This is a genomic window from Lysinibacillus boronitolerans JCM 21713 = 10a = NBRC 103108 (assembly GCF_000772935.1).
GTDB classification, from domain to species: Bacteria; Bacillota; Bacilli; order Bacillales_A; family Planococcaceae; genus Lysinibacillus; species Lysinibacillus boronitolerans.
Genome location: NZ_JPVR01000079.1, coordinates 198,412 through 223,014 on the forward strand (window position 1 = coordinate 198,412; position 24,603 = coordinate 223,014).

The 24,603-nt window shown below is 37.5% G+C and carries 27 protein-coding genes; 9 read left to right on the forward strand and 18 right to left on the reverse strand.

What is annotated here, in order from left to right; all coding sequences use genetic code 11:
• Nucleotides 1–229 precede the first annotated feature (229 nt).
• Nucleotides 230–1,282 carry an AI-2E family transporter gene (locus CD31_RS17915; RefSeq protein ID WP_016993427.1) on the reverse strand — a complete coding sequence of 351 codons (1,053 nt, stop codon included), beginning with the start codon at nt 1,280–1,282 and terminating at the stop codon, nt 230–232.
• 421 nt (nt 1,283–1,703) lie between these two features.
• Between CD31_RS17915 and CD31_RS17920 the strand changes: the two genes are divergently transcribed.
• The gene (locus CD31_RS17920) at nt 1,704–2,093 is read left to right on the forward strand and encodes a RidA family protein (protein ID WP_036079641.1); all 390 of its coding nucleotides are present in this window, start codon (nt 1,704–1,706) and stop codon (nt 2,091–2,093) included.
• Between the two features lie 90 nt (nt 2,094–2,183).
• Here CD31_RS17920 and CD31_RS17925 read toward each other — a convergent pair whose 3' ends face one another.
• Both CD31_RS17925 and CD31_RS17930 read right to left on the reverse strand, forming a co-directional pair.
• Nucleotides 2,184–3,581 carry an amino acid permease gene (locus CD31_RS17925; protein ID WP_016993429.1) on the reverse strand — a complete coding sequence of 466 codons (1,398 nt, stop codon included), beginning with the start codon at nt 3,579–3,581 and terminating at the stop codon, nt 2,184–2,186.
• A 263-nt stretch (nt 3,582–3,844) separates the two neighbouring features.
• Nucleotides 3,845–4,426: a TetR/AcrR family transcriptional regulator gene (locus CD31_RS17930; protein WP_036079645.1), complete on the reverse strand. Its 582-nt coding sequence runs from the start codon at nt 4,424–4,426 to the stop codon at nt 3,845–3,847.
• Between the two features lie 294 nt (nt 4,427–4,720).
• Here CD31_RS17930 and CD31_RS17935 point away from each other — a divergent pair, with 294 nt between their 5' ends.
• The 3 genes from CD31_RS17935 to CD31_RS17945 are packed head-to-tail and all read left to right on the forward strand — an operon-like array spanning nt 4,721 to nt 7,947.
• The gene (locus tag CD31_RS17935; protein WP_176408494.1) at nt 4,721–5,878 is read left to right on the forward strand and encodes an MFS transporter; all 1,158 of its coding nucleotides are present in this window, start codon (nt 4,721–4,723) and stop codon (nt 5,876–5,878) included.
• A gap of 24 nt (nt 5,879–5,902) precedes the next feature.
• Entirely contained in the window at nt 5,903–6,976 is a 1,074-nt protein-coding gene (locus tag CD31_RS17940; protein WP_036079651.1) for an LLM class flavin-dependent oxidoreductase, read from the forward strand.
• Between the two features lie 29 nt (nt 6,977–7,005).
• The gene (locus CD31_RS17945; protein ID WP_036079653.1) at nt 7,006–7,947 is read left to right on the forward strand and encodes an alpha/beta hydrolase; all 942 of its coding nucleotides are present in this window, start codon (nt 7,006–7,008) and stop codon (nt 7,945–7,947) included.
• A 139-nt stretch (nt 7,948–8,086) separates the two neighbouring features.
• Here the strand turns inward: CD31_RS17945 and CD31_RS17950 are convergent, their stop codons facing one another.
• The 5 genes from CD31_RS17950 to CD31_RS17970 all read right to left on the reverse strand — a co-directional run bounded on the left by CD31_RS17950 (nt 8,087) and on the right by CD31_RS17970 (nt 11,158).
• The gene (locus CD31_RS17950) at nt 8,087–9,025 is read right to left on the reverse strand and encodes a ring-cleaving dioxygenase (RefSeq protein ID WP_036079817.1); all 939 of its coding nucleotides are present in this window, start codon (nt 9,023–9,025) and stop codon (nt 8,087–8,089) included.
• Between the two features lie 74 nt (nt 9,026–9,099).
• A complete protein-coding gene (locus CD31_RS17955; protein WP_016993431.1) occupies nt 9,100–9,693 on the reverse strand; it encodes an NADPH-dependent FMN reductase in 594 nt (197 codons plus the stop codon).
• Between the two features lie 137 nt (nt 9,694–9,830).
• Nucleotides 9,831–10,175: a YunG family protein gene (locus CD31_RS17960; RefSeq protein WP_016993432.1), complete on the reverse strand. Its 345-nt coding sequence runs from the start codon at nt 10,173–10,175 to the stop codon at nt 9,831–9,833.
• Between the two features lie 22 nt (nt 10,176–10,197).
• On the reverse strand, nt 10,198–10,722 hold the full coding sequence (locus CD31_RS17965) for a GNAT family N-acetyltransferase (RefSeq protein ID WP_036079656.1): 525 nt from the start codon (nt 10,720–10,722) through the stop codon (nt 10,198–10,200).
• 16 nt (nt 10,723–10,738) lie between these two features.
• On the reverse strand, nt 10,739–11,158 hold the full coding sequence (locus tag CD31_RS17970; protein ID WP_016993434.1) for an Lrp/AsnC family transcriptional regulator: 420 nt from the start codon (nt 11,156–11,158) through the stop codon (nt 10,739–10,741).
• 109 nt (nt 11,159–11,267) lie between these two features.
• Between CD31_RS17970 and CD31_RS17975 the strand changes: the two genes are divergently transcribed.
• The gene (locus tag CD31_RS17975; protein WP_036079658.1) at nt 11,268–11,672 is read left to right on the forward strand and encodes a carboxymuconolactone decarboxylase family protein; all 405 of its coding nucleotides are present in this window, start codon (nt 11,268–11,270) and stop codon (nt 11,670–11,672) included.
• 52 nt (nt 11,673–11,724) lie between these two features.
• Here CD31_RS17975 and CD31_RS17980 read toward each other — a convergent pair whose 3' ends face one another.
• Together CD31_RS17980 and CD31_RS17985 are read right to left on the reverse strand one after the other, a co-directional pair.
• Nucleotides 11,725–12,129 (reverse strand): Rrf2 family transcriptional regulator, encoded by a 405-nt coding sequence (locus CD31_RS17980; protein ID WP_244905021.1) that lies wholly within the window; start codon nt 12,127–12,129, stop codon nt 11,725–11,727.
• Nucleotides 12,130–12,236: 107 nt separating this feature from the next.
• A complete protein-coding gene (locus CD31_RS17985) occupies nt 12,237–12,764 on the reverse strand; it encodes a cupin domain-containing protein (protein ID WP_016993436.1) in 528 nt (175 codons plus the stop codon).
• Between the two features lie 198 nt (nt 12,765–12,962).
• Here CD31_RS17985 and CD31_RS23075 point away from each other — a divergent pair, with 198 nt between their 5' ends.
• Nucleotides 12,963–13,199, forward strand: coding sequence for an SMI1/KNR4 family protein (locus tag CD31_RS23075; RefSeq protein ID WP_238542853.1), 237 nt, complete (start codon nt 12,963–12,965; stop codon nt 13,197–13,199).
• Nucleotides 13,200–13,240: 41 nt separating this feature from the next.
• On the opposite strand, the gene CD31_RS17990 is transcribed toward CD31_RS23075, so the two are convergent.
• From CD31_RS17990 to CD31_RS17995, 3 genes are all read right to left on the reverse strand, one after another.
• Nucleotides 13,241–14,362, reverse strand: coding sequence for a serine hydrolase (locus tag CD31_RS17990; RefSeq protein WP_036079664.1), 1,122 nt, complete (start codon nt 14,360–14,362; stop codon nt 13,241–13,243).
• 123 nt (nt 14,363–14,485) lie between these two features.
• Nucleotides 14,486–14,707, reverse strand: coding sequence for a DUF4303 domain-containing protein (locus CD31_RS24190; protein ID WP_209420823.1), 222 nt, complete (start codon nt 14,705–14,707; stop codon nt 14,486–14,488).
• Nucleotides 14,708–14,844: 137 nt separating this feature from the next.
• Nucleotides 14,845–15,288 carry an SRPBCC family protein gene (locus CD31_RS17995; RefSeq protein ID WP_016992784.1) on the reverse strand — a complete coding sequence of 148 codons (444 nt, stop codon included), beginning with the start codon at nt 15,286–15,288 and terminating at the stop codon, nt 14,845–14,847.
• Nucleotides 15,289–15,698: 410 nt separating this feature from the next.
• Here CD31_RS17995 and CD31_RS18000 point away from each other — a divergent pair, with 410 nt between their 5' ends.
• On the forward strand, nt 15,699–16,538 hold the full coding sequence (locus CD31_RS18000) for a YitT family protein (RefSeq protein ID WP_036079667.1): 840 nt from the start codon (nt 15,699–15,701) through the stop codon (nt 16,536–16,538).
• A gap of 324 nt (nt 16,539–16,862) precedes the next feature.
• On the opposite strand, the gene CD31_RS18005 is transcribed toward CD31_RS18000, so the two are convergent.
• The 4 genes from CD31_RS18005 to CD31_RS18020 all read right to left on the reverse strand — a co-directional run bounded on the left by CD31_RS18005 (nt 16,863) and on the right by CD31_RS18020 (nt 21,823).
• Nucleotides 16,863–17,771: a D-alanine--D-alanine ligase gene (locus tag CD31_RS18005; protein ID WP_036079672.1), complete on the reverse strand. Its 909-nt coding sequence runs from the start codon at nt 17,769–17,771 to the stop codon at nt 16,863–16,865.
• A gap of 4 nt (nt 17,772–17,775) precedes the next feature.
• Nucleotides 17,776–19,224 (reverse strand): MocR-like pyridoxine biosynthesis transcription factor PdxR, encoded by a 1,449-nt coding sequence (gene pdxR, locus CD31_RS18010; RefSeq protein ID WP_036079675.1) that lies wholly within the window; start codon nt 19,222–19,224, stop codon nt 17,776–17,778.
• A 176-nt stretch (nt 19,225–19,400) separates the two neighbouring features.
• Complete coding sequence (locus CD31_RS18015) at nt 19,401–20,855, reverse strand: sodium/proline symporter (protein WP_036079678.1); 1,455 nt, start codon at nt 20,853–20,855, stop codon at nt 19,401–19,403.
• Between the two features lie 86 nt (nt 20,856–20,941).
• Nucleotides 20,942–21,823 carry a LysR family transcriptional regulator gene (locus CD31_RS18020; RefSeq protein WP_036079681.1) on the reverse strand — a complete coding sequence of 294 codons (882 nt, stop codon included), beginning with the start codon at nt 21,821–21,823 and terminating at the stop codon, nt 20,942–20,944.
• A 137-nt stretch (nt 21,824–21,960) separates the two neighbouring features.
• Between CD31_RS18020 and CD31_RS18025 the strand changes: the two genes are divergently transcribed.
• On the forward strand, nt 21,961–22,656 hold the full coding sequence (locus CD31_RS18025; protein ID WP_036079684.1) for an L-2-amino-thiazoline-4-carboxylic acid hydrolase: 696 nt from the start codon (nt 21,961–21,963) through the stop codon (nt 22,654–22,656).
• 5 nt (nt 22,657–22,661) lie between these two features.
• Complete coding sequence (locus CD31_RS18030; protein ID WP_036079686.1) at nt 22,662–23,873, forward strand: Zn-dependent hydrolase; 1,212 nt, start codon at nt 22,662–22,664, stop codon at nt 23,871–23,873.
• Nucleotides 23,874–23,922: 49 nt separating this feature from the next.
• Here the strand turns inward: CD31_RS18030 and CD31_RS18035 are convergent, their stop codons facing one another.
• Complete coding sequence (locus CD31_RS18035) at nt 23,923–24,450, reverse strand: GrpB family protein (RefSeq protein WP_036079689.1); 528 nt, start codon at nt 24,448–24,450, stop codon at nt 23,923–23,925.
• Nucleotides 24,451–24,603: the final 153 nt, after the last annotated feature.

The window sequence follows — 24,603 nt, forward strand, 5'->3', positions numbered from 1 at the left end:
AACGGGGACAAAAGGGTTTTAGCCAACAAAAATACCGAACTATCCACTAAAACACTCACGAAGTGTTTCGAATAGTTCGGTTTTTTTATTTTAAAAGCATCTTATAATACTATCGCTATCTTCCTCACGTATTTCTCTTAAATAGACCTGTGGGCCTTTTATCAATATAAACACCTCTTGTGCAGTAAATAAGGAATCATCAGATGTGTAGATGATTCCTTTGTTAGAACTATTCCATTTGTTTTTCAGTTGGTACTTTCACCGATTTCTTCGTAGGGTCTTCCGAGGAGGTTACACCTAGAATATCAAGCATAAACATAAATAGTGGAATACCTATGATTAGTCCCCATACACCAAGGAAATGCTCCGAGAAGAGAATGACCATAAACGTATAGAAAATCGGTAAATCTGTTTTTGCGGACATAAGCTTTGGGTTTAAGAAGTATGCTTCAATGGCGTGTAAAACCATGACAATGACCAAAATGTAGACGATGTACATCAAGCCACCAATGCTATATGCGATAATGCTTAGTGGTATTAACGAAATAATAACTCCTGCGACTGGAACTAAGCCTAAAATAAAGAGCATAATTCCAAGGGCAATCAAATGTGGGAAGCCCATAATGGAAAGGGCAATTACGGATAATACACAGTTAACAGCAGCAATAATAAATTGGGCCTCAATTACTTTGCCAAAAGAGCGGATGAAGATTCTTGAGAAGTAATGAAGCTCATCATAAAGCGGCCCAATTTTACTATCCTTGAACTTGGCTGTAAACTCAATAATACGATTCTTCTCTAACAAGATGAATAAACTCAATATTAGCGAAATCAAAATTTGCATAATGATTTTACCAATATTCGTAATATTTTTAAGAGTTAAATCCACACCTTGCTCTAAATATTTCCCGAGCTCTATCTTCTCAAAAGTTGGTGCTAAGTATCTCGCAATCTCATTGTCATCTGGATCGAGATTAAAACTTGCAATGAGGTCGAAAAGCTGCGTAATTTGCTGGGTTACAATTGGTAAATACTTGTAAATGACTGCAACAATACCTGCAACAAGTAAAAGGTATAACGTTACCGTCACAGCTTTTTCATTCATTGGCGTGTATTTTCTTATGCTTTTCGTTGTCTTTGTCGTAAGCTGGTTCATCAAATAAGTAATAATAAACGTAAGTAAAATTAGATTGATCATACTACGCATTAAATATAATGCAAGAGCAATGCCAACTAGAATAATAAAACGCTTAAATCCATTACTCCGAAAGAAATTATTCATTTATTCACTCCTTCTACAAAACGGCCTCGCTGCCTCTGCTACCTAGGGCTACACTAAAAAATTGATTTATAACAATACGCATCATTCTTATGTAAAAATTTCCCTCTCATTTAATGAGTATAGCCATCTACCTTCAAAATAAGACGAAATGTATGTTTCTTTTAGAAGTGTCTCTATAAAACCTAAGGCGGGGGTGAAGTGAATTGTATGTCTTGTCAAATTAAAAAGTCGATACTTTTATCCTTTGTGAAAGCTTTATCAGCGTATTAGCCAAAATTCTATAAATCTATTATAACCCTTTAATCCAGCATATCCAATTTGTATGTTCATTTATAATGGTATTTGTATAGAACTTTTATCAACTATTACTTTATGCTATTTTGATTAGAGATATAAATAAAATAGAGACAGGACTGATTCTATGAAAATCGCGAGAAATCCTCAGAACATTCATCCACCCGTTGCTCCTTATGTTCATCAAATTGAGGTGACAGGACCTCAGAGATCGTTAACGTTATCTGGACAGATTGGCATGATGACCGATGGATCTATACCTGAAGATGCAATAGGACAATTGAAGATAGCACTTGAAAATATTAAAAAAAATCTAGCTAGTGCCGATATGGAAATTCAGGATATTACAAAGCTCGTATTTTATTTAGTGGGGGATATGGATGCTAATCGACGAAAGGAAATTATCAATGACTTCTTGGGGGAACATCTTCCATGCACAACATTAATGTATGTCGTTGCTCTTGCTACACCTGCATTAAAGGTTGAGATTGACGCATGGGCTTGTAAGGAATTATAAACTCATAATATGTAGAATGTTATAGAAATATGTGGTTTCTTTATAGAAAATACCCCTCTAGATGGCTCTAAAGGGGATCACATATTATTATTACTTTTTATCAGTAAAGCTTATTTTAGCATGTTTATAGCCATACAATAAGTAAACAACTAAGCCTATAAACAACCAAATGAAGAAGCGCAAAATTGTAAATAGTGGAAGACTAAAGATTAGCGCTAATGAACCCCCAACGCCAACAATTCCCACAAGCCAGATTGCTGGCACTTTAAATGCGCGTGGTTGTTCTGGCCTTGTGTAGCGAAGAACAATTACACTAACTGTCGTTAAAGCAAATGCTGTTAGACCTCCAATGTTAGCAAATTCCGCTAATTCACCGATAGATAAAAACCCTGATAACATAATACCTGTCAATACAACAATGACAATTGATAATACAGGTACACCAGTCTTTTTATTAGTTTGGGCAATTCTCTCAGGGAGAAGTCCATCACGGCTCATCGCAAATAGAACACGTGTAGCACTTGTAGTATTTGCAATCATTGTTGCAAGTAACCCAAATATAACTGCTACTGCAATGATTGCACCTCCCCATTGAATTCCTACAGACTGTAATGCAAACACAGTTGGGTTGGGAACATCTAAATCAGGGAATGGTACAATCCCTGTCAAAATTGCTGCAACAAGAGCATAAATCAGTGTTAATACACTTAGTCCACCAATTAATGCTTTTGGTATTGTTTTCTGTGGATTTTTTACTTCTTCTAGTACAGTTGTTACCCCATCAAAACCTGTAAAAGCAAAAAATACTAATGCTGCTCCTGCCATGACACCCGACCAACCAAATGGTGTAAATGGCGTCCAGTTTACAGGATTTACATGGAAAGTTCCTATAACAAGAAATAAGATAATTGCTCCAACCTTCGCAATGGTAAATAATGTATTTGAACGACCAACATTTTTAATACCACTTAACGCAATCCAAGCTACGATTAGCCACCCTATGACTGCAGGTAGATTTACGATTCCACCATGTGCAATATCTTTTGTTAGAGCTCCTGGTAAATGGATACCGATAGATTGTAAAAATGAATCTACGTAACCGCTCCAGCCAACAGCCACTGTACTAGCAATTACGGTAAATTCCAATAATAAATCCCAGCCGATCATCCATGCAATAATTTCCCCTAATGCAATATAAGAATAGGTATAAGCGCTTCCGGCGACTGGGGCCATTGCTGCAAATTCAACATAAGCTAGTCCAACAGCAATTGTGACCAGTCCACCAATGAGGAAAGAAACAATTACCCCTGGTCCCGCATGTAAAGCAGCAGTCGTTCCAGGCAATACGAATATCCCTGCCCCTATTGTAGCCCCCAAAACATATAGCATTAACTGCCATGATCCTAGTTCTCTTTTAAGTTTAAAGCGTTCTACTTCAGTTATTTTATTGGCCTGCTCGATTGACTTTGTTCGTAGAAAATTCGCCATAATAACCACTCCACTTTCACTAATTGATGTTTTCTATCATTTTTATACATTTTTAATAGTAATTAGTATATTATATAATTTTCAAAATATAGTCAATGATTAGATTATTATCATAATTCCTTTTTATTAGAATAATTTGTGTGTCATCATAAATCAATCTGTTTTATTAATCTTTTACTTCTCTAACTAGAAAAGCTCAAAAAAACCCTTTAAAATATTATTTTAAAGGGTTACATAGACTCTCAATTCTATACTTTCAATAGTTATTTAAGTAATGTCAGCGTCGTTGCAATGGCATTGTCAACAAATGAGCGTTGTGGCTGCGATTTCAGCATAACTGTTAAACCTATTAACGCAACAATTAATGCTTGCGCTAAAGACTTTGCATCCGTGTTCGCCTCTAATTCTCCTGATTGAATTCCCCGTTCAATTGTCTCCTGAAAAATTACTGACAGATAGAGTTGATGCTCTCTCGTCAAAATCTCGAACTTCTCATCATGTGGAGCTAATTCAACCATTGTATTGATACAAAAGCACCCATTGCTAAGATCTTTTGTATATTCAGCAGTAATTACTTCTTCAAAAAATATAGAAAATGCCTGTTTTACAGAGGCGTAACTTTGGAGTTTAGTCCGTATTTCGGATGCGCGAGATGTCGTATATCTACGAAGTGCCGCTTCAAATAGCTCCTTTTTATCCCCAAACGTTGAATAAATACTAGGACGCTGAATCCCCATTCTAGCAGTAAGATCACTTAAAGAAGTCGCTTCATATCCCTTCTCCCAAAATAACTGCATTGCTGCCTCTAACACTTTTGCCTCATCAAATTCACGAGTTCTTGCCATTAAAGATACACCACCATTATGAAGAAATATTAAATTAATCATTACTCTTTATAATACCAAACAGTATGTAATTTTTCTATAATCAGATGTTTTTATTGTCCATTTTATTTAATCTTTCAAATTAATCGGATTATGTATTCCTAAATTTAGATTGACATATCCAATAACCTTAAGCTATATTTACCAATAATTATATTGTACCGAACGGTATGTTATAATTATTATTCGATAAAGAAAGGAGAATGCTATGTGAAGAATACAAATGCTGCACTTAATATACATCAGCAGTTTCCTATGTCTCGAGCTGTAACATTATTGTTCGCAACAGCCTGCGGAATGTCTGTTGCTAATATTTATTTTGCTCAGCCGCTGCTAGATGAATTATCGAATGATTTTGCTATTGATCAATCAATTATTGGTTTGATTATTACTATCACACAAATTTTCTATGGGCTAGGCTTACTTCTTCTAGTACCACTTGGAGATTTACTAAACCAACGACGCTTGATTATTGGACAAATGCTATTATCCACAGTGGCTTTGCTTATAGTCGGTACTGCCTCCTATGTTGTAGTGCTATTTGCAGGTATGGCCTTAGTTGGTCTACTTGCAGTCGTGACTCAAACCCTTGTTGCGTTCGCTGCAACTATGGCTTCCTCTACAGAACGAGGTCGTGTCGTAGGCATTGTTACAAGTGGCATTGTCATTGGCATACTACTTGCTCGTACCTTTGCTGGGTTAGTAACTGATCTTGCAGGGTGGCGTTCTGTCTATTTAGTCTCCGCCGCTTTCATGCTTCTAATGGTTGGTATGTTTTTAAAAGTGTTACCAAGGAGCGAGCGTGAAGTAAAATCACTAACCTATTCTCAGCTAATTCAATCCGTGTTCACGCTATTTATTCGAGAGCGAACATTACGCATCCGCTCAATTCTAGCCATGCTAATTTTCGCTGATTTCAGTATTTTGTGGACACCACTTGTTCTGCCACTTAGTTCACCACCATTGGCTCTATCACACACTGTAATTGGCGCTTTTGGTCTTGTAGGTGTAGCAGGTGCATTAGCTGCTGCACAAGCGGGAAAAATTGCTGACCAAGGCTATGGACAAAGAACGACAGGCATTGCTTTAACGCTTTTACTTATCTCCTGGATATTTATTAACTATTTAGATAGTTCGTTCTTGGCATTAATTATAGGCATTGTGTTACTTGACTTGGCAGTGCAGGCAGTACATGTCACCAATCAGACGATGATTCTTCCATTACGTACAGAAGCACGAAGTCGACTGACCGCAGGCTATATGGTGTTCTACTCTATTGGTAGTGCTAGCGGTTCAATCGCTTCAACTCAGATGTATGCACATTTTGGTTGGGGAGGGGTTTGCTTACTCGGAGCCTCTATTAGTACAATTGCTCTTCTGTTTTGGGCAACAACTAAACGATTTACTAAATAAAAATTAGAATTGGAGAGATAACAAATGGAAATAGGAATTACTTCTTTCGTAGAAACAAAACCAGACGTTCACAGTGGTGAAGTAATTAGTCATGCACAGCGTTTACGTGAAGTAGTAGAAGAAATCATTCTTGCAGATCAAGTGGGATTGGATGTCTTTGGCATTGGCGAGCATCATCGAGAAGATTATGCCGCATCCTCTCCCGCAATGGTACTATCTGCTGCTGCTTCGCAAACGAAAAACATTCGACTCGCAAGTGCAGTAACTGTCCTTTCTTCAGCTGATCCTGTACGTGTCTTTCAGGATTTTGCCACATTGGATGGACTATCAAATGGACGTGCAGAGATCATGGCAGGTCGTGGTTCCTTTATCGAATCCTTCCCCCTATTTGGCTACGATTTACATGATTATGATGAATTATTTGAGGAACATTTAGATTTACTAATCAACATTCGTCAGTCTGAGAAAGTAGTTTGGGAAGGTAAACATCGACCAGCAATCAATCATTTAGGTGTGTATCCTCGACCGGTTCAACAGTCTCTCCCAATCTGGGTGGCTAGCGGAGGAAATCAACAATCTGCTATGCGTGCTGGCCTATTAGGATTACCCCTGATGCTAGCAATTATTGGTGGCAGCCCAATGCAATTTGCACCGATTGTACAGTTATATAAAAAGGCAGCGCTTCATGCGGGTCATGATTTATCAAAACTTCAGATAGGTTCTCATTCAATAGGTTTTGTTGGACCGAATACGGAATGGGCAGCAGACACATTTTTCCCATCAACAATGGCTGGTATGAATAAATTAGGCAAGGAAAGAGGCTGGCCTTATTATGATCGTTCTAGTTATGATGCTGCAAGAAGCTTTGAAGGAGCATTATATGTTGGTGATCCAGATACAGTTGCTGAAAAAATTATTCATCTTCGTAAACACGTAGGAATTACACGGTTTATGCTATACGTTCCTTTAAGTACCATGCCACATGATCAAGTCATGCAAGCTATAGAACTACTTGGAACAGAAGTTGCCCCCCGTGTACGTGAAGAAGTCGCCAAATGGGAAGCTGAAATGGCTCTAGAAGGAAAGCCATTGTTTTAAGATTTCAATATTCAACAGGAGGAATATATATGACCATTATTAACCGAATCTTACCAGAATTAAGGCAGGCTTACTCAGAATTTCCTGGCTTTCGATTGGAGGAGGATTTAACTTGGAGTCGAAGTCTCTTGTCCAATCCACCTTCAAAAAAATCAGAACATGTACTTACGACCAACTGTATGATTCCTAGAGGGGACGGGAACGAAATGCTGGTTAGAATCTATGAACCAGCTAAACGGAAGCAGGATAAACTTCCAGCTATGCTTTGGATTCACGGAGGTGGCTTTGTCATGGGGCACCCTGATATGGATGATGTTTTATGTGAACGCTTTGTTGAGACAGCTAACTGCGTTGTCGTATCCATCGATTACCGACTAGCACCTGAACATCCCTACCCAGCGGCTATTGAAGATTGTTATGCTGGATTAGTTTGGATGACTAATGAGAACCAATCACTTGGTATCGATGTCAAACGGGTGGCTATTGCTGGTGCAAGTGGTGGTGGAGGATTAACAGCAGCACTTGCATTAATGGCTCGTGATAAAGGAGGACCATCAATCATATTCCAGATGCCACTGTATCCGATGCTTGATAATCGAAATGTAACACCTTCCAGCTATGAGGTTATTGATGATCATGCAACATGGAGTAGAACAAATAATTTGACTGCTTGGCGTTTGTACTTAGGAGAGGAAAAGGACATCAATGCACTTTCTCCGTATGCGGTCCCTGCAAGAGCTAAAAACTTAACAGGATTACCGCCAACCTATATATGTATTGGCCAACTTGATTTATTTCTCGATGAAACCATTGATTATGTAACACGTCTTGCACAGGCAGGAATTGATGTTGAATTCCATCTTTACCCTGGCAGTTACCATTGTTTTGATGTCTTTGTGCCGGAAGCAAAAGTAAGTCAGCAGGCTATTCAGAACTATTTAGATGCCATGGCACGTGCACTCAATTTTTGATTAGCACTTCACCTTCTATAAAGATAAATAATGCGAAAATGTTGGCTATCAACATTTTCGCATTCTTCGTAAATCTATTGTGAACGTTCTATCTCATAAATCCCGCCAACTTTAGCTTAGTTTGATCCTGCAAACCCGCTTAATCAAGCTCACGTACTTTAATCGGAATTAATGCTCTTTCTAATTGTTCACGATGCTGCTCGTATTGAGGTGGCAACATTAATTGGCTACCCATTGTCTCTGGTGTCTCGTCATGAGCAAATCCAGGAGGATCTGTAGCGATTTCAAATAAGATTTCGCCAGGTTCACGGAAATAAATCGCATTAAAATAATTACGATCTTTTACTTCTGTTACATGTTGTCCATGATTCATCACATACTCTTGCCATTCTAAATGATCTGTTTTATCTTGGGCTCTCCACGCAATATGATGCACAGTTCCTACACCCATTTGGCCACGTTGACCTGCAACTATTTTTAAATCCACTGTATTGCCGATCTCTGCACTAGAAGTAAAACGCGTATAGTCACCTTCCGTTGCTACCTTTTCAAGACCCATTACTTCTGTTAAAACTTTGGCAGTTTCTTCAGGGTGACTTGAGAATAGTGTAGCTCCACCAAAACCTTTAATGGCAACTTCAGGTGTTACTTCACCAAATGACCATTCATTTACTTCACCTTCCGTACGTGCAACGAGTTCAATATGCAAACCATGCGGATCATCAAATTGAATGACTTGCTCACCAAAACGTTCAGCTTTTTGAAAAGGAATCGAGAATTTCGCTAAGCGATTAACCCAAAATGGCAGTGCCCCTTCTGGTACAACATACGTTGTAACGCCAACCTGACCATCACCAATACGTCCTTGATAAGCATTAGCCCATGGGAAGAAGGTGATGATTGTTCCTGGTTTTCCACCTTTGTCACCGAAATATAAATGATATGTGCCCGGATCATCAAAGTTTACTGTTTGCTTTACTAAACGTAAACCTAATACTCCTGCATAAAAATCAATATTCTCTTGTGGATGTCCTACGATCGCTGTGATATGGTGTATACCTGCTGTATGTTTTTTCATGTTAACAAGCCCTTTCATGACTTTTTTCTCACCTATACTGTGCCCAATTTATCCCTACCTCAATCTGTAAAAGCTTAGCGAATTGTATATAACGCTTTAGACCACGGGATCAATTGGTCTAACATTTGGTTTACTGAATCTATTTGTACTTCTTTTGGTTTAAATTCTGTGCCATTTTCAAAATCTGTGAATAATGATAGTGCTGGGTGAACACGCACATCTGCGATTAAAAGCTCTCCCATAATTCCGCGTAAATGTTCTGCTGCACGAGCACCACCAACAGAACCATAAGATACGATTCCAGCTGCTTTGTTATTCCATTCAACACGTAAGTAGTCTAGTGCATTTTTTAATGCCCCTGTAATAGAGTGATTGTATTCTTGTACGATGAATACAAAACCATCTTGTTTAGCAATAATTTCTGACCAACCTTGTGCTCCTGAAGCATCCTGTCCTGGCTCACCCAATAATGGTAATTTATAATCAGCAATATCAATCACTGTATAATTGGCATCTCCGCGTTGATCTGCAATTTCCTTTACCCACTGTGCTACTTGAGGGCTTACACGACCCTCACGAGTTGATCCAATAATAATACCGATATTTAATTCTGCCATTGTTTGTTCCTCCTCTTTTTTTGTACGAAAGAATTTATTAAAAAACCCCATAATTATACCTCCTGACGAAGCTAAAGGTTCGAATTCGTTTATCTTGAATTTATTTATCTTGAATTCGAGATAATAATAGCACGAAATTTTTATAAACGTCAACAACTTTGTTTTTAAATTTAAAAAGGCAGAGAAAATTAATTCTCTGCCTTTCCTAAATGCATATAAACTTGTGATTTTAAATAACGATATTGACCGTCATTAGTATCTTGAAAAGCCTCTTCTCTATTTGAATCAATGTCTTGGTAGTCGATTAGGTATGGAAATTGTTCCTCGGAGAAATCCTTTCGTTCTCCATTAATAATATTATAAAAGTGCCAGCCTTCCTCAAGAAATGTCTTTCTAATTTCTCCTCCAAGAATATCCTGCACAACTAATGAAGTGACGCCACATTGTCCTTTTGCAGGGTTGTCCACACTCCATTTAGAACTTGATTGAATGGACCATGATTTTCTTAAGGCGTTTAATACGTCTTTTTCCATGCTGTAACTCCTCTCAAATACTTTAAAATGAGACTTCATCTATTTTTATTGGTGTCGACTTTCCTACTACCCAATCATCTTTAATGGCACCATAGACAATACTATCTGTCACGGTACCATCCCCATTTTCCCAAGCATTTCTTAAATACCCTTCCTTCACAAAGCCAGCTTTACTAAAGCATTTTCGCATTCCTATATTATCAACTCTTGTGTAGCCTTCAATACGAATTTTCTTTCTTTCGGCAAACAGATATTCTTGTAGCCAATGAAGTGCTTTGACACCATATCCTTTGCCTCGATAATTTGCATCTAAACGGAGATCAAAAAGAGGGATCGTATCGTTTATATCATGAATAAAAATAACTCCAACTCTATCTCCATCTTCAAGTATCCAATGTGTTTCACGATTGTTCTGATAGTATCCTTCGGCATATGCAGCTCGAATAGCCTCTTCTTTTAAGTAGGAATTCGTGTGATACAACCATCTATTTTGCGTTAATAAATGAACTAAATCATCAATTTCTTCTTCAAATAATTTGATTTCCATACATATCTCCTTTCATCTAAACGTCCTCACATATATCTGAAAAAATAAAATTAGTTTTTGTATGTGCATATGGCTGTAATGCATCAATAAACTGCTCTACATCAGGAAAAGATTGAAAATGCCCCTTTAATAAAAAACATGACTCACCTGAAATGCGATAACAGAAGTCTATATTTGTATAAACCTTCAGATGTTCTTTAAAGTCTGCATAGCGGTTATTTTTGATTGTCGCCTCAACAATCGCTTCAATTGGATAACCCAATGCTTTTTTATTAATAGCCAACGTATATCTCTTAATGACCTTCTGTTCCTCTAATTGTCTTATTCTTTCACGAACTGCTGGTGCAGATAAGTGAACCCTTCTTCCTAGCTCGCTCATAGAAATTCGACTATCTGCCTTTAATTCTTTTAGTATCATTTCATTAATGAAATCCATCGTGTAGATATCCCTTCTTTTTGAAAGAAAAACATCGTATTTTCCTTCGAATTACTATGTTAACCTCGTTATTAACATTTTACACTATTAATAGAAGGAGGAATGACTGATGACACTTATTCAATTACATAACAAGGGCTTAACACCCTTTCAACAATTATTAGGCTACAACGAGGGAATTCAGCTTCACTGGCAGCAGTTAGGGGACGTACTAGAAAAAGAGGGGCATCTATCTGCTCCATTAAAAGAAGAAGTTCGAAAAACATTAGCTCAAAAAAACGGATGTCAGTATTGTCAGGCTAAAGGCAAGCCCAATCCTCAGGACTATGATGAGAAAACAGCAGTATGTACAGGTTTTGCAGAAGCATTCCTGGCTACCAAAGGGCACACTGCCCCAAATATCACAGCTGTATTAAAGGACTATTTAACAGAAGCAGAGATTAGTGAGCTACTAGCATTTATTTGCTTCACGACAGCACAGCAATATTTTGGCGCACTCATGCAATTAACATAATAAGAAGCTAGGGGAGAACCCCTAGCTTCTTATTCAGCATGCTTCCTTTTAATTAAATTTTATTAGCTATATCTACAATAAATTTCTTACTAAGCTCTTCTTTCATATTATTTTCAGCATCCACCATCACTTGTTCAATGAGACAGCCTTGATGATGGAAGGAATCATCATGTTCAGAGGAACAACTAAATAATGAGGTTTGTCCCTCAATCGCACATATCACATCTAAAAACGATATTTCTTGGGAGCGCTTAGAAATACGATAACCACCGTTGACACCTGGATTCGACTCAATTAAACCTGCCTTCACAAGCTTAGTTAATATTTTGGAAAGATAGGTTGGTGATAATTTTTGCATTTCTGCTAAAGCCTCTACACTCATTGATTTCCCTTTAGGATTGAGTGTTAAAAATACCATTGTATGTAAAGCATAATTTGTTGCTTTTGAATACTTCATCATTCATCACCCTTCATTCAGGACCTTTATTATCTGCAATTAAAACACATTCTATCATAGTTAAAGAAAAAAGCATGTTTTGTATGAAAACACGCTTTTAAGATCTCTTAGTCATGCTGTCCATAACCCGCTTCTTCAGCCATAGCATCAGCCTTTGTTACATGAACAGTCCCAAATGGATGATTTGGTGGCGCATAAATTGTGTAAAGCTTCAGTGGTTTATCCCCTGTATTCGTAACATTATGCCATGTTCCTGCTGGTACCATAATAGCCGTATCTTCTGCGACATGTCTCTGATAGTTTAAATAATCTCTAGTTGGCCCCATTTGCGTTAATCCATGCCCCTCTTCAATACAAATGAATTGGTCCACATGTGGGTGTACTTCTAAACCAATATCTTCTCCGACATTAAGACTCATCACCGTTACTTGTAAGTTTGACCCTGTCCACAGTGCTGTACGATAATTTTTATTGCGCTTTGTAGCCTCTTCAATGTCGATAACAAATGGTCTTGGTCCAAAATCATTCTGGGTATTACTTCTTGGTGCTTGTTCTACCTGATTTGGATAAGCCCAATAAACAGGTTGATAGCCGTAATGATACGATTGATAATTACCGTAATAAGGGTGGTACATTTATCTCAATCCTCTCATGCATGATAACGCTATAGTATGCAGTTGAATGAAAGAAGGTACTCACATGTAGTTTGACTTAATTGAGTAATATTTATATATAGACTGGAAATAGGTATCCTGTTTGCTACATTAGCAGAAAAGCTTGCAGGCACTACTGCGATTAAATAGTTTTCTGGACACGGTGTTGAAGATGATTGGATTGTAGAAGTTGAAGCAGAATTAGGATTCGAATTACCACCATCCTATTGCTGGTGGTTAAAAAATTATGATAATGGGCAGCTGAATGATGGATCTATTCTCTCGATCGGTCAACCAGCATACAGAGCCATTAATGATCATGGTATTCTCTCTATCCATCGTCTTAACTACTTAATGAATGACATGATCTATGAATGGGCCTCTTCTTTCTCAGAATTTCTTAAAAAAACTGATTGAGGAGCGTAGTCAATAGTATGAGCTGTCTTATCTAAGGACACTCACAACTCGGAAAATTCCTCTTTCAAACGCTTACGAAATGTATTATCTGTAAGAAATTTCAATTGAAAACTATTCATACTATTTGAGAGCTTAATCTGCTCCATTGTATTTAAGTTGTTAGCGAAAAAGGCTATCTCTGTTTGATTTCCATCTTTATCTTCCGCATAGGCTGCTAGTGTTAACACAAATGCAGTCGACCCTCCCTTTTGACCAGCATGTTTTAACCATGCTTGATTTCTAGGATTCTGCATTAATTGCTCCAACACAGGATCTAAATATTTATGTACCTCTGGACTAAAGAAATTTTTATCATTCAATTTTTTTAATATAGAGATGTAATCATTTGTTGTGGCCCTTATTAAACGATCAGACCATATCTTTTGAAAATCCATATTAAGCATTTTTTGAGCTTTTATTTTCTCCTCAATTGTCAAAGGATGTTCTATCCAATTCGAATGAATAGCCAATGCACGCTCACGATATTCAACCATATCCATTTTTCGCAAAGCCGTTAATGTTGCTTTTTTCGTTAGATTTTTTTCCTCCATCAAGTGAATGGGAATATAAAGCGCACTTACAATTGGATACAAAGGTTCATGATCCTCTACATTTAACTGCATAAGTACATCATTAATCATTTGAAAGTCTAATACATGCATTAAATATTCTGTATTTGCATTGGAGCTATAGGCGATCATGCCATTTGCTACTTCACTTAAAGGTACACTATCTGCCCCCTGAAGATTTAACTGTGCTAACCATGCTTTATGTGCGCCGCCATCTGTTTTAGGAATATAAAAAGCCTCTAACTCCTTGAGATCGACTTGCTCTTGAGGATTAATACGGCCATCCGCTGCTTGTTGAGCATAGGCGATGGCTACGATTATTTTAACCGTACTTGCTAATGGTAGCTGCTCCTTAGTGTTTAGCTCCACCCAATGTTGTTGATTATAGTGAATGGCTACGGAAATATTTTCATCCTCTTTATGTTCCTTGATAAATTGCACGATATATTCAGGATCATTCTTGTTGATTTCTTTTTGAAACTTCCAAAAAATAATGCTACCTACAAAACCTATGCAAACCAAAACACCGCCAATCATCCAATACAACTTTTTCATATTCATCCCTCCATCATTCAGCTGCTTCTAACAACCATTACTGTAATACTGTAGACGACAGGTTATTTAATCCTTCTGGCGGCATCACTTCTACAAGTATGCATACAGAATCCCTTGCTTGATTCACCTCGAATAGTCCTTCTTCATCTTAATGGTAGAGATGGAAGGGCGCTTATTAAAACACTGCCGAACATTCGAAAAATGATCTTCTCCATAGCAATAATAAGGGGAATCCGAATAAGACCATTGGATAAGGGATGCCCTTTCAGATATGTCACAGTTAGTCTGTTTAGCAGCCTGTTCGTTCTGGCGCTTCCCATGACCAAGCTGAAACGCACGGAGCACGCCCTTCTCCAGTGGTGCACAACGATGCAGTAATAATATCGTTCACCATTTTTAAAAAGATCCAGAAACGTTTTTCTCGCTGCACAAACTATTTCAGCTGCCAATTGCTTGATGATAACGATCGTTGATATACCTTCTTAATGAATTAGAGAAGCTCTTAAATTGCTAGCCCCATTTTCTAAATATCCTTTAAGGCATGTTAATGTATAGACCCAACCCTCTTTTTGGCCCATCATTTTTGCCACAATTTCTGGATCATGTGCATTCAACCCTGATTCTACAACAGTAATAATTGTTTCACTTTGTGATTCTTCAAGTGTGATGGTTACCATCGTCACTTCACCATGCTCTTCTCCCCAAACAAACACAATTTTTTTATCCATCTCCATTTCAAGGACTGTGATCACACCCTCTGCACCATACTCCTCATATTTAAGCGTGATTCTTTTACCTTCCCCCCATCTTTCGGAACTGCTAGAAAACCAATAATGCCCGATTTCAGTAGGGGAAATAATGGCTTCAAATACTTTATGGGCTGGTTGATTGATTTTTAGTTTCGTTGTCACATCGGTATTTATCATCGTTCATCATCCTTTTTTCATATTGTCTATCTACACCTTCGCCGAAATTTTCCATTAACCTTCCTTTCTAATAAAAATTCACTAAAAAAGGTGCGATTCTCCTAATGAAGTCGCACCTTTTCACTTAAAATAAGCAGAAGGCGTATGGCCTCACCACCACTAAGTGTGGTAATTTTCTTTTGTAAATCAGTGCCAGCAAACTGCATGGAATGAAATACGCTTCCTTTTCCATATTGCTACCTCCCGAAATGATCCTCCGTTATGTCAAGTTTCGAAAGTTCTCTCTAAAGACACACTAATTACTGTCGATATATCACAAATGAACATTCCAAAAAGTATATCATTTGGTGAAAACCTGATATAGTATGGAATTTAAGAAAAATAAAATTTGATTTGGTGGTGTTATGTGAATGAAGAAATACGTTATCGATATTTTAATGATTATGCTTGGATCACTGCTTTTTGCCCTAGCAGTTAACTTATTTGTTATTCCAAATGATTTAGGTGAAGGTGGCGTAACAGGCTTAACGATTATTGCTTATTATCTGTTCGGATGGTCGCCAAGTATTGTTAGTTTTGTTATGAATGCAGCTTTACTTATCGTGGGTTATAAATTTTTAAATAGACAAACAACAATTTATACAATCATTGCGGTCTCATTCCACTCTTTATTTTTACATTTAACAGAAACGTGGTCTATTTCTTCAGATGAGATTATCGTCAATACAATTTTTGGTGGCGTATTTGCAGGAGTCGGTATTGGCTTGATTATCAGAGTTGGTGGTACAACAGCAGGTTCTACCATTTTAGCGAGAATCACTAACAAATATCTTGGATGGAGTATTAGCTATGGACTTTTATTCTTCGATTTAATTGTTGCTTTTTCATCCTATTTTATCATTGGTGCAGAGGCATTAATGCTAACAATTGTTATGCTATATGTTGGTACTAAGGTAATGGAGTTTGTTATTGAAGGAGTTAACCCTAAAAAGGCAGTTACCATTATCTCTAAGAAGCCAGAAGACATTGCTGGACAGGTAACTGCTTATATGAATCGTGGGGTAACTGTGCTATCAGGTCATGGTTATTACACAAAGGAACAAAAGGAAATTCTGTATATTGTTATCAGTAAGCAAGAAGTTGTTAAGCTCAAAAAAATTGTCAAAGAAGTCGACAAGGACGCCTTTATTGCCATACATGATGTAAGGGATGTTTTCGGAGAAGGCTTTATTGAATTAGCAAAATCATAAACAGTCAATAACACCTTTTGTAAGTAACAACAAAAGGTGTTTTATGTTGTTGAAAAAAGATTCATGTTACTAGCAACAAAAGATCTTTTGGCAAAGCGAAGGGGGATTTCCTTTTCACCAGCGTCCTTTCCATGGGGCGTCCGATGAGCCGCCTCACTCACTTACGTTCACTCCAGGGTCTCATCTGTGACGCTGGCTCCTCTCCAATCAACCATGTGCAAAAGTGTCTTTTCCTTATCTTTCATACTAACAGTAGAAGTAGCTTGCAACGGATATCCATTTTCACCTTTCACAAAAATTCTATTGGTGGTTTTGTTTTTCGATTTACTTATTTCTATCAATCTGTAAAGAGCTTTCAATAATACTGTCTAATAGTGCTGAATAGCTGATCCCCGCAGCAAGGGCACTTTTTGGTAGGAGGCTATTTTGCGTCATGCCAGGCAATGTATTAACCTCCAACACATAAGGAACACCATCCTTAATTAACATATCTACTCTTGCATAAACACTGCACTTTAAAGACTTGTAACTAATCATCGCTGCTTTTGCCACTCGGTCATGAATCGCAAGGGGCAGTTCCACAGGCTCCTCTACTGTAGAAGCATCGTCATATTTTGCCTGGTAGTCAAAAAATACTGCTGTATGTTTGATTGACAGGACTGGCAATAGCTGTTCATTGAGTATTGGGCATGTAATTTCGTCGCCAATCAAATATTGCTCAATAATGATTTCGCTATCCCAATTTAATACTTCTGTAACAGCAGCCAATAAGGCACTCCGATCATGAACAATTTGAACACCCACACTAGAGCCACCAGTATTCGGCTTAACTACAAGTGGATAACCCATAAGCTCTATATCCTGTAAGGGCAGCTCATCCCCCTTTATGAGATGCACCCAATCTGGTGTTGCGACACCTTCATATCGAAGAATTTTTTTAGCCATATTTTTATCCATGCACAAACTACTTGCTAGAAGACCGCTTCCTGTATAAGGAATACCCAATGTTTCCAGCACTCCCTGAATCGTACCATCCTCCCCGAACTTACCGTGAAGTGCTAATAAAGCCACATCAATGTTACGCACCTTGTCAATTACCTCTTTGTTGTCATCTAATGTAATGGCTACAACTTCGTATTTTCGCTTATCTAATTGAGTGACCATTTCCTTACCTGTCATGATGGAAACCTGCTTTTCAGAGGAAGTACCACCCATAATTACGCCAACCTTCATTTTTTCAACTCCTCATAACGTTTTTCAATGTATCACCAATGATTTGAATACCTCGAACAATATCGTCATCTGCTAAACGAGAAAAACCTAAACGAAATGTATTACTACCTCTCCCATTTGTATAAAATACATCGCCTGGATAAAATACTACGCCCTTGTCATAGCACTTCTCCAGCAACAAACGTGCATCTACTGCCTCTTCTAGCTCTATAAAGAGATGAAGCCCCCCATCCCCTGTTATCCTGCTAAAGGGAATGTATTGCATACAGGCTTGACGGGCAAGCTCATATTTTTTCTTGTAAACAAATCTTGCTTTCTTTAAATATTTTTCAAAGTAACCATCCTGTAAATATTGATATAACACTGCCTGATCCAGTGTTGATGTATGAATTGTTCGCGCTCTTTTCATACTTTCCAAGCTATCAATTAACTCCTTATCTGCTAAAATCCAGCCAACACGTAAGCCAGGGAAAAGAATTTTAGAAAAGCTACCAATATAGACAATGTTATTACCTGTACCACTAAAAGCGATTAGTGGTGCCAAATGAGAGCTTGAATACCTTAATTCCTCATTAAAACCATCTTCTACAATGGGTATTTGATATTTTGAAAAAAGCTGAAAAATAGCACTCCTTTTCTCGGAAGAAGTGACAATTCCTGTTGGATTATGATAGGACGGGATAAGATAGGCAAAATCGAAATCCTTATCTGCTAACGTTTTTTCCACCTGTTCCATGTCAATCCCGTCATCTTGCATATCGATGCCATGTATGTCTAGCCCATGCAAACGGAAAAGCTTCAATGCTGCGTGATGTGTAGGATTTTCACATAGTACACGCCCTGATTTTTTAGCTAAAGAGGTCAATAAAATATCGAGACCTTCTGTAAAACCATTTGTAATTAAAATATCTTTATTAGAGATGTCTACACCTTTCATCTCCATATAGCTAAGAAGATGGTCAATTAAAGGCTTATATCCCTTGGCATAGCCATAGTTCAAGACAATATCTCCTTCAATCGACATTCTTGTGAGAAACGCCCTTTTGAAATTTTCAACATCAAAAAGCTTTTCTTCTGGGGCAATACTCGTAAACGAAATCATGCCTTTTTTCCAGTGTATATCTTGCCGTATTAAATCGATTTCATCTGCTAATAAAGTGGTTTCATTCAGCCTTTGCTTCCAATCTATTTCAATAGAAGAAGTTTTCAATGTAGTAACCTTTCCGATAAAATGCCCTTTTCCTTTCACTGCATAAATGATACCATCTAGCTCTAATTCGGCATATGCATTCAGCACCGTATTCCTACTGACCGCTAATAGCTTACTAAGTTCTCGGGTAGATGGAAGCTTTTGATGTTCCAACAGATGCCCCTTGACAATCATGTCTTGAACATAATCCTTCAATTGTACATAAATTGGTCGTTCATCCATAAGCTTAAAATCACTAAACACTTCCTAACCCCCTTGCTTCATTTTTGCATAAACCATGATAACCAAAAAGGTCCACGCATTATGTAATTTCCTGTTAGAGTGGTTGCTCTTTCTTCTATCATATTTCAATATAGTCATAAGCATAAAAAGAAAACTCCTCTTTTGAGAAGTATATCTTCAAAAGAGGAGTTAAATTATTATTTTAAAATATCATTTAGACCATTTTCATTTTTATCAGGACATACTAAAGACACGACTACTCCAACAATTAAGCAAATAAAGAATGTCGCTGCCTTGGCTGACACAACAGCCTCCATAGGTGACAGGGACCATGCAATCGCACTAATAAAGCCGACAATAATTGTCGCAATGACCCCAATGCCTGAAACACGTTTCCAGAAAAAGATTAAAAGGATCACAACCGAAAACGTATTGCCAATCCCTGCCCATGCAAAGGATACTAAGCTATAAATCACAGAACCTGATTTAAGTGAAATGATAATCCCCACAATCCCACTAATAACAGCCACTAGACGCGAAAGGTGAACTAATTTTTTGCTAGAAATATTCCAACGTAATGTTTTATGAATTATGTCCTCACTTATCGATGTTGTGATGACTAACAATTGAGACGATGCCGTTGACATAATAGCTGCTAAAATACCAGCCACAATAATTCCTGCAACCCAAGGTGGTAAAATTTCAAACACCATATGCGGCAATATCATTTCAGGATCCTCAATAGAGCCTTGTTTATACAAAGTGGACGCAAAAATAGCAGATAGAAAGGCACCCACATAGACAATTAATGTCCAAATAATTGCCATATTACGGCCAGTAATTCGCTCTTTTTCAGTCGTAATAGCCATAAAGCGAGAGCTCAATTGAGGTTGCCCCCCTAGCCAGCCAAAGAACCATGATAGATTTGTAAATAGCATCGCCCCTAAGGCAAGACCATTTAAGCCTCCAACCCAACTATCCGCCCCATTGCCCATTTGTGCAAGCTCTGTTGAAATGCTTAAACCCTGATGTTGAATTTCCATATAAGCTGCAATTGGTACAATAACGAACGAGATCAGCATTAAAAAACTTTGGATTGTATCTGTCCAAACAACAGACATAAATCCTCCCATACATGAATAGGCAATTATTATTGCACCAATAATAATTGTTCCCCATGTAATGTTAAGTCCTGAGAATGAATAAATTGTTTTACCCATTCCTGAAAATTGAGCTGCTAAATAACAAACAAAGAATAACACCATCACTGCAGAAGCTAACCAACGAATTATATCTGCGTGCTTTGGAAATTTAACGGCAATATAATCTGTTAGGCTATTCACTTTATATTTTTGTTGCTCTGTCATAAAGCGCTTTGATAAAAATAGCCATGATGCAACAACGCCTAAAAGCATGCCAGATAAAATCCAAATACCAGACAGCCCAGCCACATAAATAAAGCCAATTGCCCCTAAAAACATATAGGCGGATTCACCCGTAGCACGCTCAGAAAAGGCTAATGCCCAGCCCGGTAGTTTATTTCCCCCTAGAAAGTAGTCATTATGTGATAAATCTTTTTTACTGAAGTAAATACCTACTCCTAACATAGCGAGTAAATAGATAAATATTTCAACATAAACAATTGTATGCATATACCCAAAGTCCTCCATCTGATTAATCTAAACAATCCCAATTGGTTTTATCAGATAATAGTTCGGGTTTTTTTAATTGTCAATAACTAATTTTGTAAAAAGGAGGCAAAGTATTTCGATATTTCTACAAACTTTAAAGCTCCTGGAGAAAGAAGAATACTGTGTTTATGTGCAATTCCAACCTGTCTAATATATGCTTGATAAAATTTTTTTCTAATCAGGTTACTTGGCGCATGTAGCAAAAGGGAATTCGGCACAATTGAAATGCCTAAATTTTCATTGACCATCGTCAAAATGACTTGGTCAACTGATAATTCATAGACCACATTGGGATGAATTTTATGTTTAGCCAAAATCCTTGATACATCTCGATCAATTGTACGTTTAGGCATAATCCAGCGCTCATCCTGCAATTGCTCTAGAGAGAGCCTGTCTTCATTCGCCAATGGATGATCCTGTGCCATAATGCAAACAAGCTCATCATTAAAAATCGCATCGAATACAAGATGTTTAGAACTTGGCTGCACTAAAAAACCAATATCCACAACACCATTGTGAAGCCAGTCCTCGATTTGATCATAATCTCCCTCCATCAAACGAATTTGTAAGTCTGGATGATGCTGTTCGAAATACGCTAAAACCTTTGGTAATAAGACCAATGAAACACTTGGTAGAATACCAACCGATAATGTACCCCCAATGAGATTTTTTAAATTTGCCACAGAGGTTTCAAGCTGTTGTTGTTGCTGCAATATTTTGGATATGTGTTCGTAAACAATTCTCCCCTCACTCGTTAAAACAATATTATTGCGGTTTCGAATAATTAGAGAAAGCCCTAATTCTGCCTCTAAATTACTAATCGTATGACTAATTGAAGACTGTGTGAGATTGAGCTTTAAGCCTGTTTCTGTAAAATTCCCTGTATCGATAAGTGTATGGAAAGCAATATATTGCGCTAATGTAGCCATGCTATTCTGCCCCTTTTATGATTTTTTTTCATATATGATTGTGCAAATATTCATTTGATTTAAATTACTAGCCACCTCTATAATAAAAATAAAATCCAAGTAAATCAATATGATTTGTTAATGAGGTGGCTCATAAAATGGCAGAGGAAAAATTAATGATGAAGGCTTTATCTATGGACATAATTACCGCAAAAATGTTTACAGAATTACATCTCTCCATTACAGAGCAGTATGGAGAGCATGGTCGGACATTAGTACAAAAAGGTTTAGAGGCGTTTGGTTTAAAGGATGCTGAAGCAATGGCGAAAAAAGCAACAGCTGAAGGTGAAAATCATACTTTCTTTGAATACTTACCCCAAATCGTTGTAGGTGAAGAAAAATTTGCTAATTTAACACCGTTTGCTCGATTTTCTAAAATGTTTGCACAGATTGCCAAGCCAGTTGTTGATGAATATGGAGAAGAAGGTGAACAAGTGATTATGCGGGCAGTAGAGCGTTTTGGCCATAAGCGAGGCCAAGGTATTGCTCAACGTGCACGCACAAACGGCCTAGCAAATTCAGTAGATAACTATTTAACAAACTATGATATGGGTCGTAGTGATTTGTTTGAAATTGAAACGGTGTATAAAAATAATGAGGTAGAACAAACGTTTACTCACTGCCCACTAGGTCAACAATGGGCAGATGATGATATGGGTAAATACGGTATTTTATATTGCAAAGTCATCGACCCCTCAATTGCCAAAGGGTACAATAAAAATCTAGAGGTGGTACATGATCAATTTGTTTTACGTGAAGGACAGTGCCACTTCCAATTCCAAATGAAAGAGTGATGGTCATGATTAATGGAGTTAGGCTCTTACAGCATCTTCAAGACTTAAGTCAAATTGGTCGCAATGAAAAGACAGGTGGCATTAACCGCTTCTCGTTCACGCCAGAAGAAAAACAAGCCATTGAGTTAGTCACAACTTATATGGAACAAGCAGGGATGAGTGTTACAATCGATGCTGTTGGAAACCTTATTGGTACATATGGTGAAGGAAATGAAACCATTATGCTGGGATCTCACATCGATACAGTACCAGAGGGTGGCAAATTTGATGGAGCATTAGGGGTACTAGCAGCTATTGAAGTGGTACATACTATCCATGAGCAACAGTTGCTACCTTCTAAAAAAATCCAAGTTGTCGCTTTTAAGGATGAGGAAGGAACGAGATTTGGATTTGGACTCCTTGGCAGTAGTGCTATGGCTGGTCTTTTAACAGAGGAGCAATTACAGCATACAGATGAAGCTGGCATTGCTATTGAACAGGCCATGAAGGATTTCCATTTATCACCTTATCCTTTAACACAAGTTCATCGTCATGATATTAAAGCTTATTTAGAAATGCATATCGAGCAAGGAAAAGTGTTAGAAAATGAAGACCTACCAGTTGGTGTAGTCACAGGTATTGCTGCCCCTTTATGGCTAGAGGTTACAGTAACGGGTGTCAGTGAACATGCTGGTGCAACACCTATGCCCATTCGTCAAGATGCCCTAACTGCAGCAAGCGAAATGATTTTAGCTATTGAGCAACTATTAAACAATACAACAGATTCCGTTGCAACGGTTGGTAAGCTAATGGTCTCTCCAAATGGGACAAACGTTATACCAGGTAAAGTCACATTCTCCATTGATCTTCGTGATATTGACGAAAATAAAGTAAGTGCCTTAGAACAAGAAATTATGCAACAACTTCAACAAATTGCTGAACGAAGACATGTTACATTGACTTCAAAAGTGTTGCAGCGCATTAAACCCGCAAAAACGGATGCCATGCTACAACAGCAACTCACTATAAGTATTGAAAAGCAAGGTATACGACCTTATTCTCTCATAAGTGGTGCTGGCCATGATGCAATGAATATAGCTGAAATTGCACCGATTGGGATGTTATTCGTCCGCTCAAAGGACGGCATTAGTCATAATCCATTAGAATATAGCTCAGATGAGGATATTATTGTAGCAACGAATATTTTTTACGATACTGTTGTCGAGCTCTCTAAATAGCCCATTCTATAGAAGAAAGCCATTCTCTAAATTTTTTAGACTGGCTTTTTTAATATTTTTCATAGCCTTCGTTTTTAGCTTGAGTAATTATCTTTTGAATGAAAGGCTCTTTTTTCAGGGTATATGTTGGGCGATCATATTGAAAATGATAGGCAAGCTGTTGCTTTAAAGTTTCATATTCATGTGCCATTTGAGCATTTAATCGAAGATAATCTCGGAAAAGGCATTTGTCAATCCATTCACTACTGTTATATTCACATATATGTAAATGACAAGTTCCTTGGCCCCATAGCCCTTTTCTAAAAAATCTTCTATCCATTAGCTCAGGTTTAGGAACATATTCATACCCAATTATTCTTAAATCCTCTATTAGTTCCGAGACTCCTTCTATACTTTGGACTCCTAGCAGAATATCAATAATGGGCTTAGCCTTTAAACCTTTGATAGAGGTACTGCCAATATGTTCAATCCCTAAGATAGAATGACCAATAGCTTCTTGTATACTCCTTTTCTCAACTAAAAATTGTTCTTCCCAATTTGGATCATAGTCAGACAATACCACTTCAATTTTTTTCATGTGTCATTCACCTCTCTTTTTGAAATAAGTCAACTATAAATAAAGCGTATTTACCTTAAAATAATCAATCAATTTCGTTTCTTAATCTCCTTTAATATAAGAGGATCTCTCTATTTTTGATAGAATTGGTTTCATTTTAGTATAAGGAATATT